We start from the raw sequence: 14,831 nt of genomic DNA, 5'->3' as shown, positions 1-14,831 counted from the left end.
CGGGGATACTACTTGAGCGGCAGCTCGAAGCTAAATGTTGTTCCACGCCCCTTCTCGCTACTGTTGCCCTCCTCATCGTGGGGCTCCAGCTGCAGGTTCCCCTTATGGGCCTCAATGATCGATTTCGTGATAAACAGGCCCAGGCCTGAACCATGGCGAGAGCGGGTGGCTGCCAGGCGCCCATAGGGACGGAAGAGCTGGCTGATGTCAGCTGAGGGGATACTGGCCCCCTGATTGTGGACGCTAACTCGCACCCCCGCCCGGGTTGTGCTCACCGTTACGGTAATGGTAGTTTGCTCATCTGAATATTTGATGGCATTATCCAGCAGATTGCCTAGAGCCTGCTGTAAGCGGTCGCCGTCCCAATATCCGATGACCGGAGTATCAGGCGCCGAAACGACAAATGTATGATAAGGAGCGATTGGGCGTAACTGTTCTACCATATCTTTGACCAGTTGTACAATATCGCAGTCCTCGCGGATTAACGAAAACTTGCCCGAGGCAAGATGAGAAGAGTCGAGTAGATCGTTGACCATGCGGCTCATACGTTGTGCCTGACCAATGATGATACCGGTGTTGCGCTGGATAGCCGCATATTTCTTCCCAAGTTGTTGCGCAGAAAACTTCGCGCCATCTTTAGAAGGGGCCGCATGACGTGCAATCATCTGTGCATAGTTCATAATCGGCGAAAGCGGGCCGCGCAGATCATGTGCGATCATCGCCGTTGACTGTTCTTTATGTGCCAGCTGATCTTGCAAGAGGAGGTTTTCCGCCCGTAAATCATCTACCTGCTGTTGTAGTTCCTCAATAATCTGTTCCTGTGTTTTTTCGCCTTGAAGCTGCATGACCTCTGTCTCCTTGCAAGCGGCATAATTGTAGCCATTCTTAGGGATTGTGTAATACCAGTATACACTCGTATGACGTGCATCTGTCCTTGAATACCTACCTGATAGGAAAATTGGGTATGCATGTTATGACTTTTGGGAGAGAAGATGCGTTCTATCTCCTCCTTTTGTAGAATATATCGTCCTCTTTATGCATATGTCTGAATGCCGGAAGATTCGCGCCTGCGGCCCCTGACACTACGCGCCTGCGGCGCTCAGAACTTTATTATTGAGGGGATGAGGGGACGCCACGGGTGGGTGCATTCGCACCCACCCGTGGCGTCCCCTCATCCCCTCAATAATATGGCCCGGGCGGCACCTTTCTTATCATTAACGGCTACCGGGTTCACTATAAGGATAAGCAGGAGGAGATATCCCTGGCCTACACCATCGAGCCCATGGTGGTGGAAAAGGAATTTGAAGAATTGGTAGGGTGGATCCCTAATTTTCGGGCAGGAGGTTGAGGTCGCGTAGCTCGTCCTGGGCCGCTTCGCTGAAGCTATGGATGTCCAGGCTGGGGTCGGCGTGCGAGATGAGGTGACGGATGCGTTCGGCGATGGATTGGCGCATATAGAAGTCCGATGTCAGGAGAAGTTCGCCGACAGCGATCTCGATCTGCTGGCGCTGAATGGCGGCAAGGGCTGATTCTACCATAATCCTTTTTCCTCTATTGAAATTACGAATGGCCATCAGTATATGATGGCCATTGAACATTTTCTTAATATGAGCTTATTTGCTGGCGGCTGGCGTGCTGGAAGCGGAGGTGCTGGAGCTTTTCTCAGAAGAAGAACCGCTCTCGGTACTGCTGCTTTTGCCCTCGCTGTTGCTGTCGGCCTTTTTGGCATCTCCATTGGAAGAGGCCAGCGTTTTTGTCTGGCTATAGTCAGTTTTGTAGAATCCTGAACCTTTAAAGACGACGCCGGCGGGGAAGAGGACGCGGCGAATATGGTTACCGCACTCCGGGCAAACGGTCAAAGGCTCATCGGTCATTTTCTGCCACGTTTCGAAGCGGTGGCTACATGTTTGACAAAGATACTCGTACGTTGGCATATACCAATCACCTCTTAAAAAATTGCGTTATACGCATTATATACAATACGCATATTACACGCCTTATCGCACCCGTATGTCGATGGACGGAGGAGGTGATCTCTTTTCCAGCGATCATCTGTGTCCAACACACATGGTTCGCGTGTCTTGATGAGATAAATTTGTATAGAAAGAGGGCGACCGCTATAGCCGTCCTATTCAATAATAGTACAGTGAATCAGTCGAGTTGTCAATCGATCCCATCGAGTGCTAGCACTCAGCTAAGCGTGTATATTTTTATTGTTGTGTGCACATCGCGCTTTGCGCGATGTGCACACAACAATAAAAATATACGTGTGAGCGCCGTAGGCGCGTAGTGTCATGGCCGAAGGCCGAAACGTACATTCGTGCTGCGCCGGGCGGATGGAATAGATTATGCGCGCCTCTGTTTTATAGAACAAGAGGCGCGCATAATCTATTCCATCCGCCCGATATACTCTTTCACCTTTTCGGCGGCGTCGCGTGTCATACCGTCGAGGGCGGTTAGATCTTCGAGGCTGGCGGCGCTGATGGCGCGAACGGAGCCAAAGTGTTTGAGCAGCGCCTGTTTACGTTTGGGGCCGATACCTGGAATTTCGTCGAGCACCGACTTGAAGGTGCGATTGGAGCGCAGTTTCTGGTGATAGGTGAGGCCGAAGCGATGGGCTTCATCGCGGATGCGCTGCAGCAGGTAGAGTCCCTGCGAATTGCGTGGCAGGATAATCGGCTCTGGTGACACGGGGGTATAGATCTCTTCGGCCGTGTTGAGCTTGGTGTGAGAGCCCTCTTCTTTAGCCACGCCAATGACCGGGATATCCAGTTTGAGCTCGCGCATGACCTGCAGGGCCGCATTCAATTGACCACGGCCCCCATCGATGATCACCAGGTCCGGCATAGCCCAGTCGTGGTGGAGCTCCTCATTGCCGCCATCCTGGATGATCTCATCAACGGTCTCGCCGATTGGCGCACTGATATCATCTGTAGGGCTGCTGGGGATCGAAGTTGTGGCGGTCCCGGCGGCCCTGCGGAAGCGGCGGCGCAGCACCTCCTGATGGCTGGCGTAATCATTGGGTCCTTCGACCTGCTTGATTTTGAAGCGGCGGTACTCTTCCTTTTTGGGCCGTCCCGCTTCAAAGACGACCATGGCGCCAACCGAATTGGTCCCCTGGGTATTGGAGATATCGTAGCACTCGATGCGCCGTGGAGGCGTCTCCAGATTGATCGCCTGCTGGATCTCTTCCAGGGCAAATTGCGTCTTCTGGCTGTCCGTCAACCACTTGATACGTTGCTGTTCCAGTACTTCTTTGGCGTTGTTTTTCACCATATTAACCAGCTGTACCTTATCGCCGCGTTTAGGCGCCGTAATTGTCACGGCGGAACTCCCGCCGGTGGCGGACCCCTTGCGCCTCTCCCTGAGCCAGTTCTGGACCACCTGGCGATCGTCGGGTTCAACCTCGACGATGATCTCGGATGGTACATGGGGAGAGCTCTGATAGAACTGTTGCATGAACGAGCCCATCACCTCACCGGGACTGCTGTCGCGTGTGCCCTGCAGGATGAAGTATTCTCGCCCTACCAGTTTGCCGGCGCGGAAAAAGAAGACCAGCGCGCAGGTCTCGTCATCGCCGCTGGCCAGCGCGATCACATCCTGGTCATCCTGGGCGTCGGTATTGATGATGCGCTGCTTCTCCAGTACGCGTTCAACCGCCTGAATACGATCGCGCAGCCGAGCCGCCTCCTCAAAATTCAACTCTTCAGCGGCCTTATCCATCTTCGTCTGTAGATCTTTGAGAACCTCGTCGTGTTTCCCTTCAAGGAAGAGGATAACCTGCTTGATGATGGCGTCATATTCCTCGCGCGTTGTATAGGCCACGCAGGGGGCGGTACAGCGATGGATGTAGTACTGTGTGCAGGGGCGTGGTAACAGCTTCTGTTTCCAGCCCGTCGGAGGCTCGCCTTTGGCCGGTGGTGCCCAGACGCTGGCATCATAACGGCAGGTGCGGAAGGCAAACAGCTTATTTAAAAGATCCAGCGTGGCATCGACGGCCCCCGAGTTCGTATAGGGTCCGAAGTAGCGATTGCCATCGTGGTGGAAGCTCCGCACCCGGTAGACACGTGGAAAATCCTCCGTCAGGGCGACTTTGATATAGGGATAGCTCTTATCATCGCGTAATAAAACATTGTATTTGGGCCGATACTGCTTAATATAGTTACTTTCCAGGACCAGGGCTTCGACCTCGTTTTGCACGACGAGAAACTCGATATCATCGATTTTAGCTACCATGCTTCTGTTCTTGGGACTATGATCGGTCGATTCCAGAAAATAAGAACGCACCCGATTATAGAGAGAGATAGCTTTTCCCACATAAATAATGGTGCCCTCGGCATCCTTCATCAGGTAGATACCAGGTTTATGAGGAAGAGATTTGAGTACAGACTGAATTTTTTCGTTCATCAATAAAAATTCCCTGGAAGGTAAGCTGCAACTGGTCTGACGGTGCTACATTTGTGTGTCCCTTTATTATACCTCGTTGCAGGACGAGTGTCATGGGATATTCCGAACTTTTGAAAAAAGTTCCCAAAACCGTGGTGCAGGGCGAGCATGCCGGGGGCATGCTCAAGTCCCCTCATTGGCGTCAGCTTAAGGGGTGCAGGGTTCTTCCTGCCGGGGCGTGGGGTGTCCCCACAAAACTTCTTTTTTTCTCCTCTCGCGCCGCCGCAGGCGGCGCGAGAGGAGAAAGGAGAGCATGCTCGCCCACACCCCGGCATGAGGGCTGGCCGCCCTTCTGCACCTCTCGCTCAGGGAGCACAGAGGTTGGCCCTCGACTTAACTTGCGGTAAGGGGTTCTGCCCGCAGGAGGCGGGCAGAACCCCGTCTCTCGCTTTTGCATAGCCATAACGGCCCATCTGGGGTATACTGAAAGAGTAAATGTCTATCAAGTTATATATACCAGGAAAGCATGAGCTGTATAGGAACCGCAGGCCACGTAGATCACGGTAAATCTACGTTGGTGCAAGCACTTACCGGTATCGATCCCGATCGTCTGACGGAAGAAAAAGAGCGTGGCATGACCATTGACCTTGGTTTTGCCTGGTTAAAACTGCCCGGTGGGCAAGAGGTCAGCATTGTAGATGTGCCCGGCCATGAAAGCTTTATTAAGAATATGCTGGCTGGCGTGGGAGGAATCGACGCTGCCATGCTGGTTATCGCGGCCGACGAAGGCATCATGCCGCAGACGCGTGAGCACCTGGCGATTCTCGATCTATTGCAGGTACCGCGTGGAGTTGTTGTGCTCACCAAAGCGGACCTGGTAGATGAAGAGTGGCTGGAATTGGTTAGAGATGAAGTTACTGAATATCTGAAGCCAACTATTTTAGCGGGGGCACCGATCCTGGCGGTCTCGGCCTATACTGGTCAGGGTTTGCCAGAACTGCTGAAGACCCTGGATGAACTGTTGAATACCGCATCCACCCGCAAAAATATTGGCCGCCCGCGTTTACCAGTTGATAGAGTCTTTTCGCTGACTGGATTTGGTACGATTGTCACGGGGACGCTGTTGGATGGTGGATTACAGGTGGGGCAGGAAGTGGAGATTTACCCCCAGAGGATAAAATCGCGTGTGCGCGGTTTGCAGTCCCATAAGCAGCAACTTGATTCGGTACTTCCGGGTGGCCGCGTGGCGCTAAATCTGGCCAATGTAGCGCGCAGTGATCTTGCACGCGGCAATGTGGTTGCCCGACCAGGTCAACTGCAGCCCACATTACTCTTTGATGCCCGGCTGCGTCTCCTTGCCGACAGCGGTCGTTCGCTCTTACACAATACATCCGTTGACGTGTATACTGGCTCGCAGGAGATACCCGCGCGTGTTCGCCTGTTAGATACCGATGAGCTTCAACCGGGGGACAGCGCCTGGGTGCAGATGCGGTTGAGCCGGCCCGCAGTAATTGCCCGGCGTGATCGTTTCATTGTACGCATTCCGTCACCGGGCGCCACCATTGGCGGTGGTGAGATTGTGGACGTTACGCCACGCTACCATCGCCGTTTTCAGAAACCAGTGCTTTCAACGCTGGAGCAGTTGATGCAGGCCACCCCTGAAGAGCTGGTCCTGGCCAGCCTGGAGCGCCGCAAGCCTTCCAGGGGAGAAACAGCCCACGTAGCATCCGGTCTCTCTGGCTATCTATTCGAAGAGATAGCGAAGCAGTCTAATTTAGCGCCGGATGTGACGCAACAGATACTAGAGTCGTTGTTATCAGAAGGAAGAGTGTATAAGGTTGGCGTCTACTGGTTCGCACAAACCGTATGGGAGACATTAACTGACGAGGCTCTCCACCTTGTGAAGGAATTTCACCAACAGTATCCATTGCGTAGCGGAATCTCCAAAGAGGAATGGCGTACCCGCCTGGGTCTTCAATCCCGCCTGGCGACTGAGGTTTTTGCGCGATTGCAAGAAAATGGTCTATTGGAGAGTGTAGAAAACAGAGGGGCCGGGTCGGCGCTGGTCCGAACTGGTGGCTTAATCAGGATACCTGGCTTTCAACCACATTTTACGGCCGCCCAGCAGCAACAGGTAGACCAGCTATTACGACTTTTTCGCGAACGTCCCTACACGCCTCCTGTACGTAGCGAGGCGGAGGCGATGGTAGGCACCGATGTGGTCAGCGCCCTGATTGAACAGGGCCAGCTGGTAAAAATAGGTGACGGTATCCTTTTTTCCCATACCGCTTATAGTACAGCACTCTCAAAACTCGCGGCCTATATGCATGAACATGGTAAAATAACCGTGGCAGAGGCACGCGATGTGTTAGAAACAACTCGTAAATATATTTTGCCTCTACTGGAACACATGGATGCCTTGCGTATAACCCATCGTATGGGAGATGAACGTACACCAGGTACTGCCCATATTGGTAACTCGGCGGAATGAAAATTCATGAATAAATGGATGGGTGGACCTGTTACAATCGAACAGAAGGAGGCTGAAGCCCTTTCACCGAGGGATAACTCCTACTTTCCTGCAGAGTGTTCCATTCTGACGTAGAATAAGTTAAAATAGTGGCGCAATGCGTTTTGCCTTCTTCTAGATTATGGGAAGAGGTCTTCTGGCAACTTGATGCTGGCGAGTCACATTGCGTCTCTGGTTGAGATATGCGTAAATCCTTGTTTGAGACTTAACTGGCTTTCATTCTGGAACATCTGAGGTGGCGGCATTCACTAGCATAACCACCTGGATGCCGCTGTGACAGTAACTAATGATGGTCCAATAAACAAGGGAGGGGCACTGTAAAAGGTCGCCCAACAGTGCGGAGAGCTATGCAAATCGAAGTTTTGGGTGAGCGATACCAAATACAAGACCCTATCGGGCGCGGTGGTATGGCTACGATCTATCGGGGCCGTGATATGCGCATGGACCGGGCCGTAGCTATCAAGGTGTTGCGCGAAGTTTACAGTACCGACCCAAAGTTTGTGACGCGCTTTCAGCGGGAGGCGAAGGCTGCATCTTCGTTACAGCACCCGAATATTGTGCAGGTATACGATTATGGCCAGAGCGATGGCAATTATTTTATTGTCATGGAGATGGTCGAAGGTGCAGATCTACGTCGCTACCTGCGCTCGCGGGGTGTGCTCGCCATGGATCGAGCCGTCATTATCGCGCACGACGTCGCTCTTGGTCTGGGAGCGGCCCATCGTCGGAGTATTGTGCATCGCGATGTAAAACCACAGAATATCATGGTGGGGCGCGATGGTTCCATTAAATTAACTGATTTCGGTATTGCCAGTGTGTACAAAGACATTAATGCCGAGCGCTTAACCACGACCGGTATGACACTGGGTACCGTTCAATATTACGCGCCAGAGCAGGCACAGGGCGAGATTGTTAGCCCTGCGGCCGATGTGTATGCGTTGGGCATTGTTATGTATGAGATGGTGACCGGCCGTACCCCATTTGATGGGGATACCCCGGTCGCGGTTGCCATGCAACATATTCAGGATGTCCCGATGCCTCCCAGTCAGTTGAACCCGAATGTTCCGCCAGCGCTGGAAGAGATTATTTTGCGCTGCCTGGAAAAGATCCCTGAGATGCGTTTCCGGGATGGTAATATGTTGGCCCGCGCCCTGGAGTTGTTGGGTGAAGAGGATAAGGATACCGTGCAGGCTGCTAATATGCTACCAGGCAATGGGTCAGGTCCTCATCCTGGCGTGGGGGCACTGGTGGGTCCAGCGGCGGCTGGTTATCTCAATGGTGCCGCGCGACCGGGTGCGCAGATTTCGTCACCCAATCAGCAGATGTCGCCGAGCGCAATGGGCTCTAATGGCGTCGTTGAGAATGGCGCCGCGACCGTGCTACAGGCCGATCAAGGATATGCTTCCTCGGCGGTTGATCCCAATGATGCTACCACCGCGATGGAGCCGCCACGTCCAGTACCTATGAGCACCATGGGTGACATGGGTTCTGGCTCGACCCGGCCTATTCAGCGCGATGCTCTGGGTGGCCGGCCCGCCGGTGTGGTACGTGAGCAGCGGGATACGCGTATGGCTGGCATTGTTACCGTCCTGATCCTGGCGGCAACGGTCTTATTACTCGCTTTCAGCATTTATCTCGCCAGTCAACTGCATTTCCTGCCATTCCCGTCCGGCAATTCTAACAGCGGCACGTCAACTGCTGTTCAGGCTGTGCAGGTTCCTGATTTGAAAAACTTGAACTTCCAGGAGGCCACGCAGCAGGCGAAGTCCAAGGGCTTTAAGTTGATAGCCAAAGGTGGTGCTACTACCGGCAAGGTTACAAAGCAGTCGCCGGAGGCTGGCGCTTATGCCCGTCCGGGTACGACAATTCAGGTTGAGCTGTCTGGCGCGATTGCAGTGCCCAGTGATCTGATTGGCAAGTCTTTGGATGAAGCAAAGACTGAACTGAATAATCTGGGAATCCAGTTTGTGCCCCAGCAGGATGATCGCGATCCGCACGATCCTAACCGGGATGCCAACATTATCACCCGAACCGATCCAAAAGCTGGCCAAACATTGAAAGATGGAGAAGTCCTGACCCTTTATGTGACGAACTGGACTGATGCTCCACCATCAACGGCCCCGACGCAGGCGCCCCCAGCCCAACAGCCGACGCAGGCGCCCCCGGCCCAGCAGCCGACGCAGGCACCGCAGCCAACGCCAACAACGGCGCCGCAGCCAACACCAACGACGGCGCCGCAGCCAACACCAACGACGGCTCCGGTGCCAACACCAACGACGGCTCCGGTGCCAACACCGACCGTGACCGGTGCATTGCCAAATCCAAATGTGTCGTCTACACCGTCCACCTCGGGCACACCATAACAGGAAGATGTAATCCAGGTTTTAAATAATTGGAGCCATAGTACAGGAGGGTGCAGCTGCACCCTCCTGTACTATGGCTCCAACTATTTAAAACTCCGGGCGGCCGCGCATGCTAACACCTGTGCCACCTTACCTCTCCGAGAAGAAAAGGTTGAAACCGGTTGTTGTATACATGCGTTTGGGCGAAATCGTACATGTTATTATGTTGTATACTGCAAGTAGAAGCACTTCATGTCTATCCAGTACATAGAAGTAGGCACACCAGAGATCGTGGCGCATACAGGTGTCTATGTTTTCCTTCCCACCAAGAAAACTTAAGAGAATGAGGATGACCTATCATGATAAAATTAGACGGAGCAATATCACCAGCCAATACGCTCTTTGTCCTGCTCTGTTTTGAAGGCCCCGATGTCTACTCTACCGCGGGTGGTCTGGGCACGCGTGTTTCCGAGTTGAGTGAAGCACTGGCAACACAGGGATATACCACCCATCTTATTTATATCGGCGATCCCTATAAACCAGCGATTGAGCATCGCCTGGATGGGCGTTTGATCCTTAAGCGCTGGTCGCAATGGGTCAGCAAATATTATCCCAATGGGGTATATGACGGCGAAGAGCAGAAGCTATACGATTATAACGAAAGCGTCCCTTACCATATTTTTAGTGATATCGTGCGGCCCGCGGCCTCCGAGGGGAAGACGGTTGTTATCCTGGGGGAGGACTGGCATACCGCTGAAGTAATGTGCCGCACCTCGGATCTTCTGCACTGGTTTGGCTTGCGACAAAAGGTCTTGATGCTGTGGAACCTGAACAGCCTGATGTCCCTCAACCGCATTGACTGGGGAAGGCTGAATTTCGTGACCACGCTCTGCACCGTCAGCAAGTACATGAAGCACAAAATGTGGGAGTTGAGTGTTAACCCTCTGGTCATTCCCAATGGTATCCCTACCCGTCATCTCAATCCAGTTGATCCACAGGCGGTCGAACGTCTGCGTGCCATCGCGCGCCGGGGTGATCCTGACCGTTTCTTCCTATTCAAGATTGGCCGTTTTGATCCCGATAAGCGCTGGATCATGGCTATCGAGGCTGTGGCGCGTTTAAAAGATGCCGGACATCCGGTGACCCTGTTTGTACGTGGCGGCATTGAGCCTCACGGAGCCGATGTGTTTCGCCATGCCTATAATCGCGGCTTGCAGATCCAGGATGTTGTGGCCCAGCGCCCCAATCTGGAGCAGTGTCTGGACGCGATCGAGCAGGCTGGTCCCGCCGACATCTATAATCTGCGCTTCTTCCTGCCCGAGGAGTTTGTGCGTACCACTTATGCCGCCGCCGATGCCACGCTGGCCAATAGCGGACACGAGCCCTTTGGTCTGGTGGCGCTCGAAGTGATGGCGGCCCAGGGGATCGCGGTGACCGGCTCGACCGGTGAGGACTACGCGGTCTCATTTGAAAATGCTATTGTGACCGAGACCGATGATCCCGATGAAATTGTTGGCTATCTCCTCTACCTGCGCCGTCATCCAGAGAAGCAGGAGCAGATGCGCCAGGCCAGCCAGGTGACGGCACGGCAATTCTTATGGGATCGCGTCATTGACAACATGGTGGGCAAACTTGAGTTCTTGGCGCGTAAGCAGAATATTGTTTTGTCTCCCAGCAGTATGATGGATGTAGAGACCGAGTCTCATATGCATGAGCAGGTGGCGCAGGAAGTACGCGTTCCTTCCAAGTCCGCCGGGTATAATGCATAGTAAGCTATAGTCGCCAGCATTGCAATAATAACCTGTAAACGTTTGTTACTAACTACCAATACGAGGTTGCTCGTTGTTGTATTGGCCCGGCGCGCATGCGTGCGGCGGGCCAATACGCTGCCAGGAGATGCTGTAAGGATGGAGGATGAGGAGTATGGTTGCGGATCTGGCTATCTACACTGTGGTTCACCAACCTCGGCGCTTAAAGTTACCGGCTCAGCCCATTCCACGCGGAGCCACGCCCGAGGATATTGCCCATTGCCTCTTTGACGAACGAATGAATGAACACTACTTTAGAAAAGTGGCGCAGTATAGCTATTATCCCGCCGCGCAGATGTTTTTGGATCTGGTGCGTCAGGGAATGAAATTTTCGATTGGCTTCTCTCTCTCTTTTATACGCCAGGCGGAAACGTGGGATAGCGCCTTGCTGGACCTTTTCCGGGAACTGGTGGCGCATGAAAATGTTGAATTGATTGGGGTTGAACCATACCATAGTTTCCTCTTTTTACTGGACATGCCCGCCTTCGTTACCTCGATGCAAGAGATGGCTCAGGAATTGGAGACCATCTTTGGTAAGCGACCAGTGGTGACCGATACCACCGAGATGTGCATGTCAGCCTCGCTCTACGATGCGCTGGACATGGCCGGATTTCATGGTGCCTTGATGGATGGGCGCCCCTGGGTAATGGGCTGGCGCGAGAGTACCCACCTCTATCGCCATGGTGATGAGGCTCCCTATGCCTTACCAATAGAGAATAAACGCGCCCGTCGCCCGGTGCGCAAAGCGGGGGCCGCCCGCGAAGCCCGTAACAGCAGTCCCTATCTATTGACGCGGCACCTTGAGCTCAGTGACGATGTCGGCTATCGTTTCTCCAATCGCAGCTGGGGTGGGTATCCATTGTATGCTGACACCTACGCGAACTGGATCGCCCATACCCGTGGTGACCTGTTGCTGCTGGGGTGGGACTTTGAAACCTTTGGTGAGCATCATCGGCGCGATAGCGGTATCTTTGACTTTATGCGCGCCCTACCGGGAGAGCTACAGCGGTATCATGTGGACACCTATACCGCCAGCGAGCTCATCGAACGCTATCGCGCACAGCCACACTATCTCCCTTTACCGGTATATCCCACCACCTGGGCGGGAAGCGGAGGGATGGAGTTTTTCCTGGGAAACGAGGCCCAGAAAACGATCCTCCAACTCATGGGCGAAGTCTATGGCATGGCCCGCCTGACCGGAAACGAAGACCTAATCGACCTGGCTGTCTGGTTAGCACAATCGGATAACCTGCACCTGATTCAATGGTATGGAAAGAGTGGCCCCGAAGCGGAGGTATCGGCCTACTTTACCCCATCCGAATGGTGGTCGCTGGGTCCCAACCGGGTCATCACCGAGCAGCAGCAGGTTTATATTAACGCCCTGCGCGCTATGCAGCCCTATGTGCCCGCGCGCCTCTGGCGCAAGCCCGAACGCAAATCGCAGCGCCGCAAAGAACAGTTCCCCGAACGCGTTCCGGAACTCAGCTACGTCGCCCGCCACGCTTAACCCCCTGGCTGCCGCGCAGCGCGGGCTCTAAGCCAGGGCAGCCTGGTACCTACGAGGATATATATGTATGGCGAGCGGAAGGTGCGCTTTGCGCACCTTCCGCTCGCCATACATATATATCCTCGTGCGGCCGCGTATGCGGACGCCCGAGCGGGAGCGCTCAACCTCCCCTTAACCATGCACCATCCCCATAATCTGGGGATGGTGCATGGTTAAGATCTATTCATATTTTTCTATGACTTTTGGCCTAGGAGGTGCACGACGAATTGACGGGGCTCGGTTTATTTAGTTAGACTCACAAATAGCAATAAGTGCAAAGCAACAAAAAAAATATTTTGTATGAGGTAGGGTTTAATGCCACAATTTAATTCTCTGCGGTCCTGGGAGAGCGATGACGCTGAACAGTCAGGATCGCGCATCCCCGATGTCGCAATGATGACTCCGGTCCCGGGGAAGGTTGCCACATCCACGTTTCAGACCGATGCCTTTCCGGGTCTGACCACCACCGAGCAAACAGCCGCGCTGCAGGTAAGACATACCGATAATTATCCCCCTATCGTGCTGCAGAATGCGCAGACCACGCAATCATTGGTGCTAGCGTTACATGCCACCATACAGCAGCCATTGACGCAAGGGAAAAGGCAGCCAATCGTTATTCCTGGTGATCGAAAACGGCAACGTGATACCGAAGCACTGCGTCTCCAGCAGGGAAAGCAGCATGGACTCACCCTGCGTGTGCGTCATGGTCTGGTCATGCTGGCTACCTTCGCCGTATTGATGTTTACCATGCTTACCATGACACCGCTTGGCAGTGGTCAGAGTGGGGTGCCGCTGGTTGATAGTGCCGTTAAGTGGGCACAGACCCAGCAAGAGAATTTTGACCTCGCGGTCGGCCGTACCGTGCCGGTGCCGGCAGCCCAGCCACAGCAACCAGCACAGGCTAAACAACAGGCGAATCCTGTGGCCGCGCCCCCTACTCTGGACACCACCAACCTGCCTAAGAGCCAGTATGTGGCTATCGCGCAGCAGGCCGCGATGAAATATGGTATCAGCCCGGTTTATTTTGTGCGCCAGATCAATCAAGAGAGCGGCTTTAACCCTTACGCTATGTCTCCCGTTGGAGCAGTGGGTATCGCACAGTTCCTGCCCTCGACAGCCGCGGGCATGGGTGTTAACCCCTATGATCCCGTTGATGCCCTGTACGGAGCCGCTCGTATGATGTCCAATCTCTCAAATCAGTATGGCGGAGATTATGCCAAGGCTCTGGCTGCCTATAATGCCGGTTCCGGCAGTGTTGACAATGCGGTCGCAGCCGGTGGCGCAGCCTGGCTCTCGTATCTGCCAGCTGAAACACAAAACTATGTTCGTATCATTATGGGCTAGCTAACCTGCCCTGTCGTAATGTGGATAAGAGCAAGATCGCAACCCTACCTCATAAGCGATCTTGTTCTTTCTTTTTGTCTGAGGACGTGCTTGAATTTCTGAGTATGTAGAGATATACTTTACCCATAAGCAGCGATTACTCTGCATATGGTAATATCAAAAATACCGCCTGTGTGTGATCAATGCACGTGCCGTCCGGTGCTATCTTTCGCGTGCCGCGGCAAGTCACCTACTATTAAGGATATAGTATTTCATGTCGGATATACATGTCCGTCAACGCAATGGCATTCTTTGGCTTATTCTTGACAGACATCCTCGAAATATGTTGACCGCAGCGATGCTTGAGCAGCTCTCCGCAGCCTTGTTCAAGGCACGCAACAAACCTCCGCGTCTCATCGTACTAACCGGAATGGGTGAAGAAGCATTCTGTGCTGGACTGGATCTACCAGATGATGCGATCGCGCACAATCAGGCTCTCGCAGATACGGCACACGCGATCGAGCTTGCCCTGGAAGCCTTGCAGGCGCAGGGGATTCCAACCGTCGCTTTAATCAAGGGCGCTACCTGGGGAGCTGGCTGCGAACTGGCGATTTTGTGTGGCACTATTTTTGCGCGTGACGATACGACGCTATGTCTGCCGGTTCCTGGTCACAGTCTCTTCCCCCGCGCGTTGACGACAGCATTACCTGCCCTGGTTGGTGAGACAGAAACACAACACCTGCTAGAACGCTCTGAGCCTTTAAATGCGGCCGACGCGATGTCTCTGGGACTGGTACACCAGATACTGTCTCCCAGGCGCTTTCTGCAGGACGCAGAAGAGCTTCTGACCATGTTGATCAGCGTCGCCTGATGTTTTCCCCACTTGAGAGGGACAA

General features: G+C 53.7%; 10 protein-coding genes. 6 read left to right on the top strand and 4 right to left on the bottom strand.

Translation table 11 applies throughout. From position 1 onward, the window contains the following. Positions 1–8 precede the first annotated feature (8 nt). The 4 genes from KTT_RS08350 to uvrC all read right to left on the bottom strand — a co-directional run bounded on the left by KTT_RS08350 (position 9) and on the right by uvrC (position 4,407). A complete protein-coding gene (locus KTT_RS08350; protein ID WP_126595541.1) occupies positions 9–845 on the bottom strand; it encodes a sensor histidine kinase in 837 nt (278 codons plus the stop codon). Between the two features lie 480 nt (positions 846–1,325). Beyond that, positions 1,326–1,538 (bottom strand): hypothetical protein, encoded by a 213-nt coding sequence (locus KTT_RS08345; protein ID WP_126595540.1) that lies wholly within the window; start codon positions 1,536–1,538, stop codon positions 1,326–1,328. Between the two features lie 75 nt (positions 1,539–1,613). Continuing rightward, a complete protein-coding gene (locus KTT_RS08340) occupies positions 1,614–1,934 on the bottom strand; it encodes an FmdB family zinc ribbon protein (protein ID WP_126595539.1) in 321 nt (106 codons plus the stop codon). A gap of 454 nt (positions 1,935–2,388) precedes the next feature. After that, positions 2,389–4,407, bottom strand: coding sequence for an excinuclease ABC subunit UvrC (gene uvrC, locus KTT_RS08335; RefSeq protein ID WP_126595538.1), 2,019 nt, complete (start codon positions 4,405–4,407; stop codon positions 2,389–2,391). A gap of 505 nt (positions 4,408–4,912) precedes the next feature. On the opposite strand from uvrC, the gene selB reads away from it, so the two are divergent. The 6 genes from selB to KTT_RS08305 all read left to right on the top strand — a co-directional run bounded on the left by selB (position 4,913) and on the right by KTT_RS08305 (position 14,806). Continuing rightward, positions 4,913–6,877, top strand: coding sequence for a selenocysteine-specific translation elongation factor (selB, locus tag KTT_RS08330; protein ID WP_126595537.1), 1,965 nt, complete (start codon positions 4,913–4,915; stop codon positions 6,875–6,877). Between the two features lie 386 nt (positions 6,878–7,263). Beyond that, a complete protein-coding gene (locus KTT_RS08325; RefSeq protein ID WP_126595536.1) occupies positions 7,264–9,279 on the top strand; it encodes a protein kinase domain-containing protein in 2,016 nt (671 codons plus the stop codon). 338 nt (positions 9,280–9,617) lie between these two features. After that, the gene (locus KTT_RS08320) at positions 9,618–11,027 is read left to right on the top strand and encodes a glycosyltransferase family 4 protein (protein WP_126595535.1); all 1,410 of its coding nucleotides are present in this window, start codon (positions 9,618–9,620) and stop codon (positions 11,025–11,027) included. Positions 11,028–11,181: 154 nt separating this feature from the next. Further along, positions 11,182–12,573, top strand: coding sequence for a glycoside hydrolase family 57 protein (locus tag KTT_RS08315; protein WP_218030859.1), 1,392 nt, complete (start codon positions 11,182–11,184; stop codon positions 12,571–12,573). Between the two features lie 354 nt (positions 12,574–12,927). Further along, positions 12,928–13,956 (top strand): lytic transglycosylase domain-containing protein, encoded by a 1,029-nt coding sequence (locus KTT_RS08310; protein ID WP_126595533.1) that lies wholly within the window; start codon positions 12,928–12,930, stop codon positions 13,954–13,956. 253 nt (positions 13,957–14,209) lie between these two features. Next, the gene (locus KTT_RS08305) at positions 14,210–14,806 is read left to right on the top strand and encodes an enoyl-CoA hydratase/isomerase family protein (protein ID WP_126595532.1); all 597 of its coding nucleotides are present in this window, start codon (positions 14,210–14,212) and stop codon (positions 14,804–14,806) included. Positions 14,807–14,831 lie beyond the last annotated feature (25 nt).

This window comes from Dictyobacter aurantiacus, assembly GCF_003967515.1.
GTDB lineage: Bacteria > Chloroflexota > Ktedonobacteria > Ktedonobacterales > Ktedonobacteraceae > Dictyobacter > Dictyobacter aurantiacus.
Note: the sequence above shows the minus strand (reverse complement) of the source record. Positions and strands in the feature narration are given on the sequence as shown.